19 protein-coding genes, 2 pseudogenes and 2 riboswitches are annotated in these 18,830 nt (G+C 42.3%); of the genes and pseudogenes, 13 read left to right on the top strand and 8 right to left on the bottom strand.

Features of this window, described 5'->3' with window-relative positions; genetic code table 11:
• The first annotated feature begins 93 nt into the window (after nucleotides 1-93).
• A complete protein-coding gene (locus A6K76_RS10125; protein ID WP_066464700.1) occupies nucleotides 94-285 on the top strand; it encodes a YhzD family protein in 192 nt (63 codons plus the stop codon).
• A 75-nt stretch (nucleotides 286-360) separates the two neighbouring features.
• Here the strand turns inward: A6K76_RS10125 and A6K76_RS10120 are convergent, their stop codons facing one another.
• Both A6K76_RS10120 and A6K76_RS10115 read right to left on the bottom strand, forming a co-directional pair.
• Nucleotides 361-1,404, bottom strand: a complete 1,044-nt coding sequence (locus A6K76_RS10120; RefSeq protein WP_066464698.1) for an acyl-CoA dehydrogenase family protein — start codon at nucleotides 1,402-1,404, stop codon at nucleotides 361-363.
• Nucleotides 1,405-1,600: 196 nt separating this feature from the next.
• Nucleotides 1,601-2,110, bottom strand: a complete 510-nt coding sequence (locus A6K76_RS10115; RefSeq protein WP_066464697.1) for a DUF4242 domain-containing protein — start codon at nucleotides 2,108-2,110, stop codon at nucleotides 1,601-1,603.
• Nucleotides 2,111-2,245: 135 nt separating this feature from the next.
• Here A6K76_RS10115 and A6K76_RS10110 point away from each other — a divergent pair, with 135 nt between their 5' ends.
• The gene (locus A6K76_RS10110) at nucleotides 2,246-2,677 is read left to right on the top strand and encodes a winged helix-turn-helix transcriptional regulator (RefSeq protein WP_066464696.1); all 432 of its coding nucleotides are present in this window, start codon (nucleotides 2,246-2,248) and stop codon (nucleotides 2,675-2,677) included.
• Nucleotides 2,678-2,717: 40 nt separating this feature from the next.
• On the opposite strand, the gene A6K76_RS10105 is transcribed toward A6K76_RS10110, so the two are convergent.
• From A6K76_RS10105 to A6K76_RS10095, 3 genes are read right to left on the bottom strand one after another with little or no spacing between them, the layout of a single operon-like run.
• On the bottom strand, nucleotides 2,718-3,476 hold the full coding sequence (locus tag A6K76_RS10105; RefSeq protein ID WP_066464695.1) for an ABC transporter permease: 759 nt from the start codon (nucleotides 3,474-3,476) through the stop codon (nucleotides 2,718-2,720).
• Entirely contained in the window at nucleotides 3,476-4,405 is a 930-nt protein-coding gene (locus A6K76_RS10100) for an ABC transporter substrate-binding protein (RefSeq protein WP_066464694.1), read from the bottom strand. The genes A6K76_RS10105 and A6K76_RS10100 overlap by 1 nt, the downstream gene beginning before the upstream one ends.
• Before the next feature lie 12 nt (nucleotides 4,406-4,417).
• Nucleotides 4,418-5,194, bottom strand: a complete 777-nt coding sequence (locus tag A6K76_RS10095) for an ABC transporter ATP-binding protein (protein ID WP_066464692.1) — start codon at nucleotides 5,192-5,194, stop codon at nucleotides 4,418-4,420.
• Nucleotides 5,195-5,373: 179 nt separating this feature from the next.
• On the opposite strand from A6K76_RS10095, the gene A6K76_RS10090 reads away from it, so the two are divergent.
• Complete coding sequence (locus A6K76_RS10090) at nucleotides 5,374-5,580, top strand: hypothetical protein (RefSeq protein ID WP_066464690.1); 207 nt, start codon at nucleotides 5,374-5,376, stop codon at nucleotides 5,578-5,580.
• Between the two features lie 42 nt (nucleotides 5,581-5,622).
• Here A6K76_RS10090 and A6K76_RS10085 read toward each other — a convergent pair whose 3' ends face one another.
• On the bottom strand, nucleotides 5,623-6,651 hold the full coding sequence (locus A6K76_RS10085; RefSeq protein WP_066464685.1) for a PTS sugar transporter subunit IIC: 1,029 nt from the start codon (nucleotides 6,649-6,651) through the stop codon (nucleotides 5,623-5,625).
• A 736-nt stretch (nucleotides 6,652-7,387) separates the two neighbouring features.
• Here A6K76_RS10085 and A6K76_RS10080 point away from each other — a divergent pair.
• The 5 genes and pseudogenes from A6K76_RS10080 to ribH all read left to right on the top strand — a co-directional run bounded on the left by A6K76_RS10080 (nucleotide 7,388) and on the right by ribH (nucleotide 12,100).
• Nucleotides 7,388-8,458, top strand: a complete 1,071-nt coding sequence (locus A6K76_RS10080; protein WP_066464684.1) for a branched-chain amino acid aminotransferase — start codon at nucleotides 7,388-7,390, stop codon at nucleotides 8,456-8,458.
• A 185-nt stretch (nucleotides 8,459-8,643) separates the two neighbouring features.
• Nucleotides 8,644-9,654, top strand: a complete 1,011-nt coding sequence (locus A6K76_RS10075) for an AI-2E family transporter (protein ID WP_066464678.1) — start codon at nucleotides 8,644-8,646, stop codon at nucleotides 9,652-9,654.
• A 123-nt stretch (nucleotides 9,655-9,777) separates the two neighbouring features.
• Nucleotides 9,778-9,911: riboswitch (FMN riboswitch) on the top strand.
• 119 nt (nucleotides 9,912-10,030) lie between these two features.
• Nucleotides 10,031-10,164, top strand: a riboswitch (FMN riboswitch).
• A 180-nt stretch (nucleotides 10,165-10,344) separates the two neighbouring features.
• A complete protein-coding gene (ribE, locus tag A6K76_RS10070; RefSeq protein ID WP_066464676.1) occupies nucleotides 10,345-10,983 on the top strand; it encodes a riboflavin synthase in 639 nt (212 codons plus the stop codon).
• A gap of 18 nt (nucleotides 10,984-11,001) precedes the next feature.
• Nucleotides 11,002-11,580: pseudogene (ribB, locus tag A6K76_RS10065) on the top strand (3,4-dihydroxy-2-butanone-4-phosphate synthase); the annotation flags it as partial.
• Between the two features lie 34 nt (nucleotides 11,581-11,614).
• Nucleotides 11,615-12,100 (top strand): 6,7-dimethyl-8-ribityllumazine synthase, encoded by a 486-nt coding sequence (gene ribH, locus A6K76_RS10060; RefSeq protein ID WP_066464672.1) that lies wholly within the window; start codon nucleotides 11,615-11,617, stop codon nucleotides 12,098-12,100.
• Between the two features lie 45 nt (nucleotides 12,101-12,145).
• Here the strand turns inward: ribH and A6K76_RS10055 are convergent, their stop codons facing one another.
• Together A6K76_RS10055 and solA are read right to left on the bottom strand one after the other, a co-directional pair.
• A complete protein-coding gene (locus A6K76_RS10055) occupies nucleotides 12,146-12,673 on the bottom strand; it encodes a dihydrofolate reductase family protein (protein ID WP_066464671.1) in 528 nt (175 codons plus the stop codon).
• Between the two features lie 11 nt (nucleotides 12,674-12,684).
• Nucleotides 12,685-13,803, bottom strand: a complete 1,119-nt coding sequence (solA, locus tag A6K76_RS10050) for an N-methyl-L-tryptophan oxidase (protein ID WP_066464669.1) — start codon at nucleotides 13,801-13,803, stop codon at nucleotides 12,685-12,687.
• A 106-nt stretch (nucleotides 13,804-13,909) separates the two neighbouring features.
• On the opposite strand from solA, the pseudogene A6K76_RS10045 reads away from it, so the two are divergent.
• From A6K76_RS10045 to cysK, 5 genes and pseudogenes are all read left to right on the top strand, one after another.
• A pseudogene (locus A6K76_RS10045) lies at nucleotides 13,910-14,080 on the top strand (RNA-splicing ligase RtcB); the annotation flags it as partial.
• Nucleotides 14,081-14,155: 75 nt separating this feature from the next.
• Complete coding sequence (locus A6K76_RS10040; RefSeq protein WP_066464664.1) at nucleotides 14,156-16,492, top strand: penicillin acylase family protein; 2,337 nt, start codon at nucleotides 14,156-14,158, stop codon at nucleotides 16,490-16,492.
• A gap of 106 nt (nucleotides 16,493-16,598) precedes the next feature.
• A complete protein-coding gene (locus A6K76_RS10035; protein ID WP_066464662.1) occupies nucleotides 16,599-16,802 on the top strand; it encodes a hypothetical protein in 204 nt (67 codons plus the stop codon).
• 189 nt (nucleotides 16,803-16,991) lie between these two features.
• Nucleotides 16,992-17,408, top strand: a complete 417-nt coding sequence (locus A6K76_RS10030) for a universal stress protein (RefSeq protein ID WP_066464660.1) — start codon at nucleotides 16,992-16,994, stop codon at nucleotides 17,406-17,408.
• A gap of 381 nt (nucleotides 17,409-17,789) precedes the next feature.
• Nucleotides 17,790-18,713: a cysteine synthase A gene (gene cysK, locus A6K76_RS10025; RefSeq protein ID WP_066464659.1), complete on the top strand. Its 924-nt coding sequence runs from the start codon at nucleotides 17,790-17,792 to the stop codon at nucleotides 18,711-18,713.
• Nucleotides 18,714-18,830: the final 117 nt, after the last annotated feature.

Raw genomic sequence — 18,830 nt, 5'->3', positions numbered from 1 at the left:
CTGAATTTTTCTCATTTACATATAGTTATGTTTAGCGCTTTTGTGAAAAAATGCGTACAATTAAAAGTAACGACTGAATTAAGGGGGATTCATATGGAAAAAACAAAATACCGTTTTACTGCCTTTGAAAATACGGGAGAAACATTGTTTAACGAAGTGTGGGAGTTTACAAGTGATGAAGAGGCAAAAGAGCAAGGCAAAGCACGCATCGAAGAAAAAGGTGTAACGGACAAGACGCATCGTTTAATTAACGGCTCGGGAAAAATTTTAATTTATCACGTATAAATACATAGGTGGCTTCCAATATGCAAAAACATGCAAAAAAAGAGGTGTCGCGATTGTCGCAGACACCTCTTTTATTTATTGTGTTTGAATAAGCTTCTCTAAATGACGAACAGTTGGCGTTAAGCTTGCGAAGAAGTACGACTCACGCAATAAACGAGACGGCTTACTTCCTGCGACGTAGCCAGCAGCGCCTGTATGCAGCATGCTCGCTTGTGTTGCCTCGAGGGTCGCATGTACCGCATCTAGTCGCGCTTGGCAAATATCAACAAGCGGTGCACCGTGTGTTAGCTCAGTGACGCGTGCTTTTAACGCATTACGCTTTTGTTGGAGGTCACAGCTTTGCGTTTGTAAATATTCATTACAGCCGTTTTGCTTTGCCTTCACTTTATCAATCGTCGTAATCGCTGCATCAATGACACCTAGACCAAGTGGAATTTGATAAATGACGAATGCTGGGCGAATTGTGCCGACGAAGTGTTTCGCTTCATGTGCAATGACGAACTCATCTGCAATGAAGACGTCATCGAAGCGGCAGCTATACGTCGCACTACCGTTAATGCCGATGAAGTTTGCCTTTTCCTTTAGTGGTACGCTATGCTTGCGTAAATCGACTAAAAACATAACTTCCGTGTCGTTCGGTAGCTGTGCGATACCTCCGAACACATGATCCTCAGCAATGTTTGAGACAGCGCCGAGTACGCCATTTACGATGTAGCCACCTTCAACGCGCTCTGCATTTAAATGCAGCTTCTCTAAGCCGCTATAAAACTTCATCGGATTTGATAAACCAGTAGCACCGAGTAGCTCGCCGTTTTCTAGCGCTGGTAAGTACGTGTTGCGCAATGCTTCATTGTCCGTATTGCGAATGTATGTTAAGGCGGCTAAATGGCACCATAAGCAAAATGCAGTTGTCATACATACAGCTGCTGTTTGTTCGACAAGGTTTGCCTCGTCTTGTAAAAGTGTTGCACGATCTTTGCCGCTTGAGCGGAAGTAGCCATTTTTGCCAAGCTCAAGTAAATAGCTCTCAGCATATAGTGCATCCTCATCGATTTTTTTCACAAGCGGTGCTAAATGTTGTTGAATAATGTCCTCTACTGCAAGTTGCGCATGAACCATTTGAAAAACCTCCTAAAAATATAAAACAATATATGTAATCAGTTGCTTCCGTAAGCATTATAACATGATAAATCGAAAAAAGGGCTGTGCCATGTGCGGCGAGACTCCTTGGGGAAACACGAGACCCGATAGAGGATCAAGCTACGCCCGAGGAAAGCGAGCCGCAAACAAGCACAGCCGATTGCAAGCGAATGAACTATTCTAACTCAGATAAAGATGAAATTGGTGTTTCTACTGCTTCACGAGCGCGTTTTACGGCAGCTTCGTCTGGAGCATCATAGAAGCATAAGCATTTTGTCATATCTTCACATACGTACGTACGAGAGAATTTTACATCTGGCACTTCTTCATATTTTACAGAGTTTTTCTTTTTACGCTCTAAATATTTGTCCATTGTAATTTCAGCAGGAATTTCCCACTCTACTAAGTAGTTAACTTTTTCGCCAGCGCCAGCTTTTACTTCGTCTAACTCTTTACCGATTAAGCGAACTTCTTTAGCTAAATCTACAGTAATTTCTTGTGCTTCGAAAGCTGATTTTGCAGCTGCTTCGTCTGCTGCTTCAACGATGAAGTAAGCACGAGCAAATCCTTTTGCTACTTGAACTTCGATTACTTGTGCATTTTCTGCTACGCGCTCGATTAATGCGTTGAATTGCTCTTTTGTTTCTACGTTTTGGATTGATGATTCGATTAAAAATAATGACATAGTAAACACCTCTGATTTCTTTTTATTGACTACATGAGTTATTTTATTATACTTAGTTAAGAAAATCAACTAAGTTGTGCGAAAAATTAAAACTTTGTACAATGTAAGTGACAAAATAGTCGAGGGGGCGCTTGTATGACGCGTTATGATTTACAATGCAACATCGCACAAACGTTAAATGTTATCGGTGATCGTTGGACGATGCTCATTTTACACGAGCTACTAGTGGGCACTGAAAACTTCAATGAAATTAAACACAATTTATTAGGGCTTTCTAGCAACGTGTTGTCAGCGCGTTTAAAGGCGATGGAGGAAGCGGGGCTCGTGACGTCTACACTTTATTCTGCACACCCACCACGCTACTCGTACGCATTAACAAACGCTGGTAAAGAGCTAGAACACGTATTTAACGCATTAGCGATTTGGGGAAGTGCACATTTAAACCCGTGCTATAAAGAAGTCGTCGATGCACATACGGAGGAAGCGGTCGAGGTCGTGTACCGCACGAAGGACACGAAGGCGATTACCGAGGAGCTTATTATTCGCCCAGCGCGCATCGAGCAATAAAAAAAGGAGCGTGATGTATGACACATCGACGCTCCTTTTTTTACATCATTTTACCTGTCCACATACGTTTCACACCAGCTTCGACAAAGCGCAGTAAATGGTCAAGCGCTAAGCCAATGACACCGATTGTCACAATCGCTGCAAGCACTGTATCTAAATCAAGTGCATTACGTGCATCAACGATTAAATAACCAAGACCAGATTGCGCCCCGATCATTTCACCAGCAACTAAGAAAATCCACGCTGAGCCGATTGCCATATGTAGCCCCGAGCCGATTGCAGGAAATGCAGCTGGTAAAATAATTTTCCACATTAAATCTTTTTGCGATAGCTCAAAGTTTGCTGCAACTTTTAAATACGTCGGCTCAATGCGGTTTACAGCAGCGACCGTCGCAAGAAGTACTGGGAAAAATGCCGCGATGAAAATAATGACGATCGCAGGCATATTACCAATGCCAAACCATAATACGATAAATGGCGACCATGCGATTGGTGATACTGGTCGAATCACTTGCACGACAGGGTCAATAATGGCCCAAACTTTCGGCAAACGACCTAAAAATAAACCTAATATAATTGCAAGTAGTGCTGCGCTTACATAACCGAGCGTGAAGCGGTATAAGCTAATGCTGATATGCTCAAATAATGTGCCATTGACAACGAGTGACCACCATTTGGCAAATACAGCTGCCGGTCCAGGAAGCAATGCCTCAGGATAGTCACCGATGATGATGACAAGCTGCCAAATGATGATTACTGCTGCAAAGCCAATAAAGGCGGAAATCCATTTGTTTTTCATTACTGCACCTCATTTATATACGAGTTATTAACAAAATCTTCATACGTCGGTGGGTTCGTCGACAACTGTAAATCAACCATCGCTTCACGTAAAATGTCAAAAGCCTCTTCACGAATTGTTAAATCCTCGTACGAAATCCACTGTAGCGATTGTGCTAACACGTCATCTTTAATTTTTAAAAACGAATTAATTTGTGTTAATGCGTGTTCATCTTTATGCTCTGCCAATAAGCCAGCCTTTGCATAGTTTGACACGAAATGCTTGCTTACTTCCTCGTCGCGCTGTAAAAAGTCGGTACGCATTACGAGTGCGCAGTCAATTGAGTTTGGCCAAATGTCTTGTGATTGGAATAACACTTTCCCAACACCGAGCGAGACACCAATTGAGCCAAATGGTTCTGCCACGACGTACGCTGCTACGCGATTTTCTGATAAAGAAGAAGGCATTTCAGCAGGCGCCATTTCAACTAAGTTTACATCATCAATCGAGTAGCCAGCTTGCTCAAGCATTTGATGTACGTATACGTGATGTGTCGAATAGCGGTTTGGAATGGCGATCGACTCACCAATTAAATCATCGACAGATTCGATATGCGGTGCGACCGTTACGACATTGCCGTCTTCATGGCCGAGTGCAACCGCTTGAATGTCAATCCCTTTTTCCTTCGCCTTCATTGCAAGCTCAATTAATACAGATGCACCGTCAATACGACCAGCGTTCAATGCGTCCATTAAGTCGATCCACGAGCTAAAGCGCACAAGCTCAATATCATAATCTGTTTCCGATTCCATAAAATATAGTGGAGCCGCGTGCGTCGTCGGTAAGTATCCAATTTTGACGATTGGCTTACCATCTTCTGTTACCGCTTCCTCATGCGTACAAGCAGTAAGCAGCAGCACTGTTATTAAAAGAAATAACCATTTTTTCATCGTATTCGCTCCTTAAATGTTGTACTCAATTGCAGGTGGTTCGTGTGATAAGTGGAACTCGTTAAAAATGAGCTCGCGGTAATGCTGGAAGTCGCGGCTTGCACGGTCGCGCTCACGAGGTAGCTGAATCGTCACTTCCTTGTAAATACGTCCAGGATTCGGTGCTAAAATAATGACGCGGTCAGCTAAATAAATCGCTTCATCAATATCGTGTGTTACGAGCAAAATCGTCATATGCTGCTCTTTATTAATTTTTGTAATTTCATCTTGTAAAAAGTAACGTGTAAACGTATCAAGCGCAGCGAACGGCTCATCCATTAAAATGATTTCTGGCTCAATCGCAAGCGCACGCGCAATCGCAACACGCTGTTGCATTCCACCAGACAGCTCAGACGGCATCGCATTTAAGCGGTCACTTAACCCGACAAGCGCAAGCCCCTTTAATACGCGTGTATGCTTTTCGGCCTTTGAAAGTGTGCTATTTTCTAGTGCGAACAATACGTTGTGGTATACAGTGCGCCAAGGAAGTAGCCCGTAGCTTTGCATGAGCATAATGCTTTTTTGCGATGGTTTTGTCACGCGTTCACCGTCGAGTAAAATATCCCCACTAGAAGCAGGCTCAAATCCGCCAATCATATTTAATAATGTCGTTTTACCGCAGCCGCTTTTTCCTAAAAATGCGACAATTTCACCGCGCTTAATCGTTAACGACACATTTTCAAGAACTGCTTTATTTGATGATGGATATGTTTTATGTAATGCTTGTACGTCAATAATCGATTGCGTCATCCCGTTCACTCCTTAATCCCTACAATTTCAATAAGATTTGTTATGAAAGTAATTTTATTACACTGAGTTCAAAAAAACAACCTTATATGCAATGAAAAATAATAATTATGTTAATTATCCAAAAATGCCGCCGTTTTAAACAAGATTGCGCGTATAATTATGAAGGAGAGGTGAGCAAAATGAAAGGTCGATTATTTGAATGGATTATTGCGCCGCTGTTGTTATTGGCAGTAGCAATTTATCAAATATTTGCAGCGTGGGATGAGTCGCGTGTTGTCGCTATATTTTTTATTTTAGGGGGCATCGCTGCGACGTGGCTGCTCGTATATGGCACAAGTCGCTTCCTCGTCGTGCGCCGCTATAAAAAGAAGCAAGCACAAAAATAACAGAAAACGAGCGCCAACGTATAGACGCGAGCGCTCGTTTTTCTATTCGTACGTTACTTTATAATCTTCTGGTTTTGAGAAACGGAATTTCGTCTCAAATAGTTTGATAAATAGTAAGTTTAAAATAACTGGTAATGCGATAAATAATGTTGCCGCAAGCATAATGCTATCAAACTGCCAGCCAACAATATCTAAATATTTTAGCGGGCCGACAAATCCTGCTAAACCAAATCCAGCCGAATACGGTGTACCTTCAATTTGGAAGTAGCCACCGAGCGCTCCTAAAATCGCTGCTGTACAAATCATTGGTAGTGCAATGACCGGCTTCATAAAGAAGTTACGCATTTGAATTTTTGCTGAAGCGATATGTGCAAGTGCTGTTCCTAAATTGTTTGCGCGGTAGCTTGCAATAGCCATACCGACACCCGATGCACAAACGCCAAGGTTCGCTACGCCTGCACCGACACCTGATAGTACAATGGCCGTTGCAATACCAATTGTTGAAATTGGTGAAATAATAAGTAAAGAAAATAGCATCGCAATAAGCGCGCCCATTAAAATTGGCTGTAAGCTCGTGAAGTACATAACGACTTCACCGATCCATACTGATGCATTTTGTACGTACGGTAACGTCATTGTCCCGATAATACCCGGAATGAAAATTGTTAATGCAGGCATTGCAAGCAGCGTCCATTCCTTTAGCTTGTTTCCTAAAAATTGTACAAATAATACAGCGAGTGCAGCTGTTACCCCGATGTTAATGACGACGCCAATGCCGGCAATCGTCATCGTGCCATCTGCTGCGACTGTCGTAACACCGCTGCCGATGAATGCAGCAAGTCCAACCGACGTCGTTTGAATCGGCGTTAGCTTAAATTGAATGCCGATCATGACCCCCATAATGACAGGCAGTAAGCTCATGACGATAATCGATGTCGTGAGCACGGGCTGTAGCCACGGTGCGTGTGGAATAATGAGTTTTAAAATTTCACCTACAAGCGCGTTTGGGATTAAACAAACAACAATCCCGAGGCTCATGCCGGTTAATAGTTTACTGAAAAAATCTTTCATCTGTTTTTCATTCCTTTCATTTGTCGCACAATTGAATTAATTTTTATTATAAGTATTCTAATTATTTTATCAATATAAAATTTTCAGATAAATAAAGTGGTTTTTCATTTTTTGTAATTTAGTATAATTTTGATAACATATTGAAGCGAGAAACGTCATATTTTTTCGGACGAACATGCCGAAATAACTGTGCTGAAATGAGAAAAATGAAGTTTCGTGAAGTCGATTTGCGAGCGTGATTACGTAAAAGGAATGTTATATAATGCTACACTATATAGAAACTGAAGCTTGCTATTAACGGGAAAGGGGAAACATAAAAAAACCTTCTATTCACATATGTGAGCAGAAGGGATGTATAGATTTCATCCGTATAAAAATAGAGAACCACTCAGCTTGTTGTAAGCGAGTGGTGTTCTTATACCTTTACAATAGCACGCTGTAAAATACGTGTCAAAACCGTAACGAGCGACATATCGAACGAAAAGTAATGATCGTTGCTAGGAGTGGAAAATTATTATTTTTTCTTTTCAATGCATTAAAAAAAGCAATATATTAGGCGAGAAGCTATATCCTTATTAATATATAGCAATAACATATGGTATCGGTTACACGCCAATGTATTTCATAGCTTTGCGCACATATATAGAAGGAACATCGAAAATTCGTAATATTGTAAATGTTGATTCCGTGGTATGATGAGAAAGTACAATTTACATACTGAATAGGAGCGAATGATATGACATATACATTTAAAATCGAGCATACGCGCATTCCGAAACAAAAACCAGCAACAGATCAGCTAGGCTTCGGGAAAATTTTTACTGACCACATGTTTATTTTAGATTATACAGAAGGACAAGGGTGGCATGATGGACGCATCGTTCCGTATCAGCCAATTTTGCTCGATCCATCTGCAATGGTGTTTCACTACGGACAAACAGTATTTGAAGGAATGAAAGCATATATTACAGTAAATGGTGAAGTCTCACTGTTTCGTCCAGAGCGTAACTTTGCACGTTTAAATGCATCTAATGCCCGATTATGTATTCCAACAATCGATGAGGAGCTAGCGCTTGAAGCATTAAAGCAGCTTGTGAAGCTTGACCGCGATTGGATTCCAACGGCAGAAAATACGTCGTTATATATTCGACCGTTTATTATCGCGACAGAGCCTTACTTAGGTGTATCACCATCGAAAAAATATCAATTTATTATTATTATGTCACCGGTTGGTTCATATTACGCTGAAGGCATTAATCCAGTTAAAATTTTAGTAGAAAAACAATACGTACGTGCAGTAGCAGGTGGCACAGGTGAAGCGAAAACAGGTGGCAACTATGCAAGCAGCTTAAAGGCACAAGAAGTAGCAGCAAAGGAAGGCTATGCACAAACGCTTTGGTTAGACGGTCGTGAAAACGAGTACGTAGAAGAAGTCGGCAGCATGAACATTTTCTTTAAAATAAACGGCACAGTCGTAACGCCGGCATTAAACGGCAGTATTTTACCAGGCATTACGCGCGACTCGATGCTACAAGTGCTTCGTAAACATAACATTCCAGTACAAGAGCGTCGCATTTCGATTACTGAAATTATTGAAGCGCATAAGCAAGGCACGCTAGAGGAATCGTTCGGCACAGGAACAGCGGCAGTCATTTCGCCGATCGGTCAGTTGAAGTTTGAAGGAACAGAATATGTTATAAACAATGGTGAAATTGGTGAAGTAGCACAGCTATTATATGATACGTTAACAGGTATTCAATACGGTAAGCTTGAAGATGTATATAGCTGGACAGTTATTGTAAAATAATAGACGAGCAGCACGTATGAAATATGCTGCTTGTAGAATTAGATCATCCGAAACAGCATTGTTTTGAATGATCTTTTTCTCTTTGTTTATGAAGCGTGGATGCGCTGTGCAAAAAACGAAAGTTCATCAGTCGTAAGAACTACATACTATGGTATGATTAAGAAGAAAGTGAAAGGGGCTTTTGCGTGCAATTTATTCAAAATAAACTATCGTTAAAATGGCTAACGGTAATTTTATTAATCGCGTTATTATTTTTTTTGAAAAACGCGTTAAACTTTTTATTATTGACGTTTATTTTTACATATTTGGCGTATACGATTTTTACGAAAGTGTTGCACATTATGCCGTCAAAATGGCATATGAAAAAATCGATTATCATTATCATGTACAGCGTTGTGCTTTTCGTCATCGCGTTTGTTGGATACCGCTATTTGCCAGTTGCCGTGCAGCAATTTTCGACGATCGTCATTCAAGGGTCATCGTTTAATTTACAAGCGTATGAAAATGTGCTGCCGGTACAAATTTATGATTTGCTCAACAATTTAGATATGGGTGGCATGCTAGAAAGTATCGGTGCGAAGGCGCTCGCTGCAACGACGGGTATTAGTACGTTATTGTTAGAAGCATTTGTAGCGATTTTGCTAAGCTTTTTCTTTTTGTTTGAGCTTGATAAAATTAAGTCGTTTTCTGCATCACTGCGCACGATTGAAACAGCAAAAATTTACGATCAAGTAGCGGCTTTTGGACAAAGCTTTTTAAATACGTTTGGCATTGCGATTAAAGTTCAAATTATGATTTCGTCGATCAATACGTTGTTGTCAATCGTTGGGCTCTTGCTGCTTGGATTTCCGAACATTCTTGGCTTAGCGATTATGATTTTCTTCCTCGGACTGATGCCGGTCATTGGGGTTGTCATTTCGCTCGTGCCGTTATCGATTATTGCGTTCCAAATTGGCGGACCGATTTACGTCGTATATATGATCATGATGATTATGGTCATCCATGCAATTGAGTCGTATTTTTTAAATCCGAAGCTGTATTCGATTACGATGAAGCTGCCGATTTTTTATACGTTTATCGTGCTCATGGTCGGTGAGTTATTGTTCGGTGCGTGGGGGCTTGTCATCGGCATTCCGTTGTTCGTGTTTATTATCGGTTTAATTAAAGGCGATCCGTTTGCAAAAGAGGTTGCATAAAGATCGTACGTAAAGTAAGGCATAGCAACGGTTAAAGCCGCTGTTATGTTTTATTTTTTGTATTATCAGAAAATTTTAGTTGACAGAGTAATTTTAGTTCTGCTACGCTTAAAGCAATTAAACAAGTGTCTTCGGGGTCGGGTGAAAGTCCCAGCCGGTAGTGATTGAAGGAAACTTCATAAGCCTACGAGCGAGCAATCGCATGATTTGGTGCAATTCCAAAGCCGACAGTACAGTCTGGATGAGAGAAGGCGGATCGCAGTCGTTAGTACGCGCTTTTTTAGCATGCCTAAAATTGCTAGCAACTAGCTGTATTTCGTATACGCAATTTTCGCATCCCGATATGCTCAGGATGCTTTTTTATTGCAATTAAATAGTTGGTCTTCGGGGTAGGGTGAAAATCCCAGCCGGTAGTGATTGAAGGAAACTTCATAAGCCTACGAGCGAGCAATCGCATGATTTGGTGCAATTCCAAAGCCGACAGTATAGTCTGGATGGGAGAAGGCGTACAAAAGCGAGCTTTTTCGTATTTTTCGTCGTGGCGAAAAATAGCGATAAAAAAGGCTTATTTCGTGTACCGTTCATTCTTCCGCTAACGACTCGTTAGTGGATTTTTTTATGGACGGATAGACGCGCATTGCACAAGTCCATCACTTAACCCTAGTAGTTGAATGAGGTTAGGAGGATTTTATGTTTACAGGAATTATTGAGGAAATCGGTCAAATTATGAGCATTCAAGCGACAGCTGATGCGATTGCACTTACAATTCAAGCGAGCAAAGTGCTTGAAGATGTGCAGCTCGGGGATAGCATCGCTGTAAACGGTGTTTGTTTAACGGTGACGACATTTACATCAAAAAGCTTCACAGCAGACGTCATGCCAGAAACGATTGACGCAACGAGCTTGCGATCACTTTCGCGTGGTAGCGTCGTCAATTTAGAGCGCGCAATGGCTGCAAACGGTCGCTTCGGTGGACATATTGTATCAGGACATGTCGATGGTGTCGGCACATTGCTGCGAAAAACGCCAAAAGGGAACGCGGTATATGTTGATATTCAGCTACCGAAAGAGCTCGCCGCACAATGCATTCATAAAGGTTCGATTTGCATTGATGGCATTAGTTTAACGATTTTTAACGTAACGGATACGAGCGTTACTGTATCGCTCATTCCGCACACATATGCAGAAACAATTTTAAGTAAAAAGCAAGTGGGCGATATCGTCAACATCGAATGTGATTTATTTGGCAAATATGTGCAGCACTTTCTAGCACAGCGTCAAGCATCGTCGAACATTTCACGCGACTTTTTAACGCAGCATGGCTTTTAAACGCGAGGAGGAACAAACATGGTAGAAGTAGCATTACAGCATTTAAAGGCAGGGCGCATCATTATCGTTGTAGATGATGAGGACCGCGAAAACGAAGGGGATTTCGTTTGTTTAGCTGAGCATGCAACACCTGAAAATATTAACTTTATGGCAGTGCATGGGCGCGGGCTCATTTGTGCACCAATCGATGAGGCAATTGCGGAGCGACTACAGCTTGCGCCAATGGTTCGTCATAATACAGACCCGCACGGCACAGCGTTTACAGAAAGTGTAGACTTTGAAACGACGACGACGGGCATTAGTGCGTTTGAGCGTGCAGAGACGATTCAGCGCCTATGCGACCCGACAACGACGCCGCAGCAATTTAAGCGTCCAGGGCATATGTTTCCGCTGCTTGCAAAGCGTGGTGGCGTGTTAGAACGTCGCGGGCATACAGAAGCGGGCGTTGAGCTAGCAAAGCTTTGTGGCTCAGCACCAGCAGCCGTTATTTGTGAAATTTTAAATTTAGACGGTACGATGGCGCGTCGTCCGCAGCTAGAAATTGTTGCGGCACAGCACGGCATGATCATTTTAACAATCGAACAGCTCGTTGCACATATGCAGCTTGTACATAACTAAGGGGGAAATCAAAATGGTAAAAACAATTGAAGCAAATTTAATCGGTACAGGATTACGTGTCGGTATTGTCGTAGGACGTTTCAACGACTTCATTAACGCTAAATTATTAGACGGTGCAGTAGATGGCTTACGTCGTCACGGGGTAGAAGACGATGCCATTGAAGTGGCGTGGGTACCAGGTGCTTACGAAGTGCCATTCATCGCAAAAAAATTAGTGGAAAGCGGCAAGTACGATGCGGTCATCGGTCTTGGTACAGTGATCCGCGGTGCAACGACGCATTACGACTACGTATGTAACGAAGCGGCAAAAGGCATTCAACAAGTATCGTTACAAACAGGTGTACCAGTTATTTTCGGTATCGTCACGACGGAATCGATCGAGCAAGCAATTGAGCGTGCTGGTACGAAAGCAGGCAACAAAGGCTACGATTGTGCAATTTCAGCAATTGAAATGGCAAACTTAGTGCGCGTCATTGAGCCAGTAGCAGTAACGGTATAAACAGTAAAGGTGTGTGCTACGTCAACATGTAGCGCATACCTTTTTTTATGTCGGTACAACAGCGTAACGAATTTCGACAAACTGCCCAAACGCCTCGACGTGCTGAAGCGATAAGTGTTGCGTATTTAACACACCGGGGAAAAAGGGAATGCCACTGCCTAGTATAATTGGTGCAATCGTGAAGATGATTTCATCGACTAAGCATGCATCAAGTACGGTGCGCAAAAATTGCCCCCCACCGAGCAACCAAATGTCGCGACCATCTTGCTGTTTTAGCGTTCGTAAAAATGTCGTGACGTCCTCGTTTATCCATGTAATGCCGTCATGTGCTGTTTGCTCGCTGCGTGAGAACACGTAGCACGTTTTCGCTTTGTACGGAAATGTCATGTTCGGCAATGCATCGAGCCACTCAAGCATCGGGCGGCTCACAACTAACGTATCGATCGAGTCATACATTTTGCCAAAGCCCTCTTCACGAAAACCTTCGATATTGTTTAACCAATTTAAATTGCCTTGCTCTGTTGCGACATAATGATCGAGCGTCATCGGCAAAAATACTTTGACACGTCGCATAAAACCCCTCCTTATTCGTGTGAAAAACGCGCAAGTGAAAAGCGTGATAAATCGTATGCAGTCGGCTGCTTCGTTGCTAAGTGACAAAGCAGCTCGCCGATTGCGCTACTAAATTTAAAGCCGTGACCAGAAAAGCCAGTCGCTAATATGACGTTGTCGTTGTCCGGTAGCGTATCAATAATGAAATGCTCATCGTCGGTCATATTATATTTGCATTCTTTTCCAAATTTCAATGCGCCGACTTGTGGCATGTACGTCGTAATAAAATATTCAAGCTCGACTAAATCATCGTCGTTAAATGGCTGCATCGGCTGCGTAACGTCGATTGGTTGGCCGCCGTCGTGACGTCCTACTTTATAGCCGCTTCCGTCAATGCTTGGAAAGCCGTAGTAACAGTAGTTGTCGCGTTCAAGTAAAAATGCGGGAAATTGCGATGCATCGTATAGATCAGATGCTTCAAACCAGGCGAACGTTTTACGTGTCGGTGTAAGCGGTACATGAATGTTTGCGGTTTGGAGTAGCTGCTTTGAATGCGCACCTGCACAAACGATCAGGACGGCTGCTTCATACGTACCGTGAATTGTCGTTACTCGCTGCGTCGTGCCTGTTTCAATCGATACGACCGGTTCATTGACACGAAATGTTGCACCAGCTGCCTCGGCAACTTGACGATAGCTGCTGACGCAATCTTCTACGCGCAGCACCCCAGAAGCCGCCTCGTATAAAGCGGTCATGTCGTTTGGTAGCGTAATGCCAGCGAAGCGGTTATGTACATCTGTTGGTAATAATGCTTCGATTGCAATATTGTGCATCGCTGCGCTTCTTTCGATATTTTGTAAAAACGTCGCGCCGTCATTTGCGATGTTTAGCATGCCGGTTTGAATGAATAGCTGCTTGCCAACTTGCTGCTCTAACTCGCGCCAAAGCTCACCAGCACGCAACGCTAGCTGCACATAATCTGTTCCTTCGCCATATGCGTAGCGAATAATGCGCGTTTCGCCGTGATGACTTCCTTCTGTATGCGGCGGGTCAAACGCGTCGATACATAATACGTTCTTTCCCTCTTTCGCTAAAAAATAACTGGCAGCACTTCCCATTGAGCCAGCGCCGATGATTAAAACGTCATACATATGTATGCACCTACTTTTCTATTTTAGGAAGTAGTATATCGTTTCATTTGTTATAATAAAAGTAATTATTTGAAAATGGGGTGATATGTATCATTACATTACAGAGTCGATGCATGATGTGTGGACGACTTCAGTGACAGAAGAGACGTTAGATGAAGCACCAATGGCATATAAGCCGATGACACATATTCACGAAACGGTCGACATCATCGAGCACATTCAGCCGGTTTACAATTTTAAGGCGAGTGAGTATAATAAGCCACATTGGAAAAAGTAATATGGCTTGTTTCCTTATAAATAAGAGGAAAGTCGTATTTTTGGCATGCAGTAGTTATTGAAGGAGGATTCATACATGAAAAAAGGTTGGAAAATCGCGTTGTCGGTCGTTGTGGCACTTGTCGCAATCGTCGCACTGACAATCGGTGGCTTCAACTGGTACATTAACGCATCAAAGCCTAAAATAGAAGGCGAATTGCAAGTCGATGTGCTAGAGCAAGAAGTAAGCGTCGTACGCGATGAAGCAGGTGTGCCGCACATTACGGCGCAAACAGAAGCGGATTTATACCGCGCACAAGGCTACATACAAGCACAAGACCGTTTATTCCAAATGGATTTATCGCGTCGTCAAGCAAGTGGGCGATTAGCGGAAGTTGTTGGAGAAGCGGCAGTGGATACGGATAAGTTTTTCCGCACATTCAGTTTACGCCATGCAGCAGAAGCATCGTATGACGGCTATGATGATGAATCAAAGCAAGTGCTACAATGGTTCGCTGAAGGGGTAAACGCCTTTATTGCAGAGGGGAAATTGAGCTATGAATTTTCTGTATTAGGCTATGAACCCGAAGAATGGACACCAATCGATTCATTAACGATCGGTAAATATATGGCGTATGATTTAGGTGGTCATTGGAACTTACTTGCATTCCGTCATTGGGCAGTAAACAACTTATCAGAGGAGCTATATAGCGAGCTTGATATTACGTACCCAGAAGATGCAAAAACGGTTATAGCAGGCGAGAACGCACCGAAAGTCGCTTCATGGTTTGATGCGGCAGTATTACCGAACGAGTTTAACGGCAGTAACAACTGGGTCGTATCAGGCGACAAAACAGCATCAGGTAAGCCGCTACTTGCGGACGATCCACACTTAGGGCTAGGTACACCTTCCATTTGGTATCAAATGCATTTACAATCACCAGAGCAAAACGTAAGCGGTGTTATTTTTGCCGGTATTCCAGGCATTATTTTAGGGCACAATGACAACATTGCGTGGGGTGTAACAAACGTTGGGCCGAGCGTGCAAGATTTATATATCGAGCGCACAAACCCTGAAAACATCCATGAGTTTTTATATGACGGCGAGTATTACAAAGCCGACGTACGTGAGGAAAATATTAACGTAAAAGGTGGCGACGTCGAGGAGTTTGAAGTTGTGACGACGAAGCACGGTCCAATTATTTCAGATTTAATTTTTGAGGAACGTCCAGCAAGTGAAGTGTATTCAATGCAGTGGACAGCACTTGAAGCAACAAAAGAGCTACAAGCAATTTTAGCGTTTAACAAAGCAAAATCTTGGGATGAGTTTGAAACGGCGCTTGAAGACTTTAACGCACCGGCACAAAACTTTGTGTTCGCTTCAACAGATGGCACGATTGCGTATAAAGCAAACGGCAACATTCCAGTGCGTTTAAAAGGAGATGGCACGTTACCAGTACCAGGCGATTCATCTGAATATGGCTGGAGTGGCTACATTCCGTATGACGAGCTACCGACTGTTGTAAATCCAGAAGAAGGCTTTATTGCTACAGCGAACAATAAAATTGTATCAGACGACTATCCGTACCATATTACAGATATGTGGGCACAGCCGTATCGCTATGAGCGCATTGTTGAATTACTCGAAGGGCGCGACGATTTAACGGTGGAAGATATGCAGGCGATGCAAATGGACACGGTAAACTTATATGCAAAAGAGTTTTTACCGAAGTTCATTACATCGATTGAAAAGTTAGATGAAGAAAAGCAATATAGCGACATTGTAGCAGCATTAAAAGAGTGGGATTACAACGAAACGATCGATGCACCAGAGCCACTTGTATTTAACTTAATGATTGAACATTTAAAGGATAATTTATTCCGTAAATCCATTCCAGACGATGTGTACAAAATGATGCAAGGGAAGTACCAGGCGATGGATAACATTATTCGTGAAGGTTACGAAGGTAAAGAAGGCGCATGGTTAACGAGTGTTGGTGGTGTCGATGTCGTTGTGTATAACAGCTTTATCGACGCGTTAAACCGTCTACAAACGATGTATCCAGAGACAGAGTTTGAAGATTGGAAATGGGGCGATTATCATCAACTCACATTCGATCATCCGTTAGCGAGCAATGAGCTACTTGCACGCTTTTTAAATCCGGCGTCCGTACCAGTTGGTGGTTCACGTACGACGGTCATGGCAGCGGGCAACCCAGCAAACGGCTTAGTTGACCACGGTGCAGCATGGCGATTCGTTGCAGATTTAAATGATTTATCAAGCGCATACCATATTAACGGCCCAGGTCAAAGCGGTCACTTTAAATCACAATGGTATGCCGATCAAGTGAGTGCGTGGGCAGACGGTGATTATACTGAAACGCGCATTGATGGCACGTATGAGCAATCACATGAGCTAATATTAAAACCATAAAAATGTAATAAATAAGCGCAGAAGTAGGTAATTTTCTACTATGCGCTTATTTTTTGTTTTATAGGGAATAATGGGAGTAATGAAGATGTGTGAAGGGGAGAAGACAATGGAAAAGCAACGAAATGAAGAGCTATGGTTGTTTTTAATGGGAGCAGTCGTTGTTAGTGCATTGGGGATTTTAATTACATTATATACTGAGCAGCTTGCGTGGATTTTTATTGTCATTAGCATTGGCGTGCTTTTAATGGGTGAGGTGATCATTCACGTCGCGGAGCAAAAAGCAGCGTTAGAGGACGAAGAAAAAAGCTAGCACATTTGTTCCTCACTGTAAACTGGGGTTGACGATACGAAAAGCAACCCCAAGTTATAGTGACGAGCAATTACATAACGACTTCCTTCACACATCCATTATATGTACAAAAATTAGAAAATGTTGTTTACGAATTCATCATGTTCATTGCTTATTTTTGGTATACTAAAGAAAAGAGAGGATGATTTTATGTATAAACAAATTATTGTGGCAGTCGATTTTTCTGAGCCATCAAAAGTCGCGCTTGCTCGTGCTATTAAGCTTGCTACTGCAACGGGTGCTGCATTAACAATCGTCAGCGTTATCGATAATCGCTCGACAACATCAGTTGCTACATATGATTTTAAGTACGCTGAGCAATTAAAGGAAGAAATAACGAAGGAGCTAGAAGAGTCGAAAGCACAAGCGGAAGCACAAGGTGTACAAGATGTGCGTATTATCGTTGAAGTAGGCTCACCGAAAATCATTTTAACGAGCTTTGAAGAAGCAGATGTAATTGTTTGTGGTGCAACTGGTTTAAATGCGACAGAGCGTTTATTTATCGGTTCGATTTCAGAAACGATTGTACGCCGTGCGACATGTGACGTATTAATCGTTCGTTCATAAGTAAAAAGTTAGGCTATGCTAAACGTCAAAATCGACATTTAGCATAGCTTTTTCTATGTATATACAAGGTGATTGAAATTTACAATGCGAACGAGGCTCGAAACAAGAGGCGGACTCCAGTGGGAAAAGCGCGCGCCGAAAATCCAAGGAACAAAGGCTACTTTCGTCGCGCCCATCCGACAACGCTTTCGTAATCAACATCATGTTGACTATCGCGAAAAGCGTCCGCCGTCATGAAAGAACGATCAAGAACCTATTTACAATATAACAATTTTGAACGAACTCCACGTTTATTTTTCGGTTGAAAAACGTGAAATTTATAAAAATTGCGCTATAATAGAACTAAGTTAAAAAAGTATACTTACTGTTATTGGAGGACACATCATGATTTATCAATCTATTACGGATCTTATTGGCAACACGCCGATCGTACGCATTAATCGTTTAGCGGATGAAAACGGTGCGAACGTTTACGTGAAGCTTGAATCATTTAACCCAGGTGGTAGCGTAAAGGATCGCGCTGCATTTAATATGATCGCGCGCGCTGAACAAGAAGGCAAGCTTATCCCAGGCAAAAGTGTTGTCATCGAGCCAACGTCAGGTAATACAGGTATTGGCTTAGCGATGGTTTGTGCGACGAAAGGCTATCAATGTATTATCACGATGCCGGACAACGCGACAAAAGAGCGCATTATGTTAATGGAAGCTTACGGTGCCACTGTATATTTAACGCCAGCTGAAGAGCGTATGACTGGCTCAATTAATAAGGCAAAGGAACTGTTAGAGCAGTTTGAACATGGCTTCATTCCGATGCAATTTGAAAATAGTGCAAACCCAGATGCGCACCGTAACACGACAGCGGTCGAAATTTACGATGCGTTTGATGGTAAGCTCGATGCACTAGTGTTAACGGCAGGCACAGGTGGCACAGTAACAGGTGTTGGTGAGGAATTAAAAAAGCGTATTCCTAACTTAAAAGTATACGTTGTAGAACCAAAAGGCTCGCCGGTACTATCAGGTGGTGAACCAGGACCGCATAAAATTGTCGGTACAGGTCCAGGATTTATTCCAACTATTTTAAACCAAAATGTATACGATGAGATTTTGTTAGTAGAAGATGACCCTGCACAGCAAATGGCGCGTGACTTAGCATCAAAAGAAGGGATTTTACTCGGAACTTCGGGTGCAGCGTCTGTTTATTGGGGAATTGAAGTTGCTAAAAAATTACCAAAAGATGCAAAAGTATTAAGCTTAGCGCCAGATACGGGCGAACGCTATTTATCATCAGATTTATATCAACTATAAAAATGGGTCGAAAGTCTCTTTTGTTAATAAAAAACAGAGACTTTTGGCTTTTTTTTATTTTTTTTATACTAAAAAAAACATAATTTATGTCGATAAAACCGTATTAGCAATTCCCTA

The organism is Caryophanon latum, assembly GCF_001700325.1.
Lineage (GTDB): Bacteria > Bacillota > Bacilli > Bacillales_A > Planococcaceae > Caryophanon > Caryophanon latum.
This window is presented reverse-complemented; position numbering and strand designations above follow the sequence as displayed.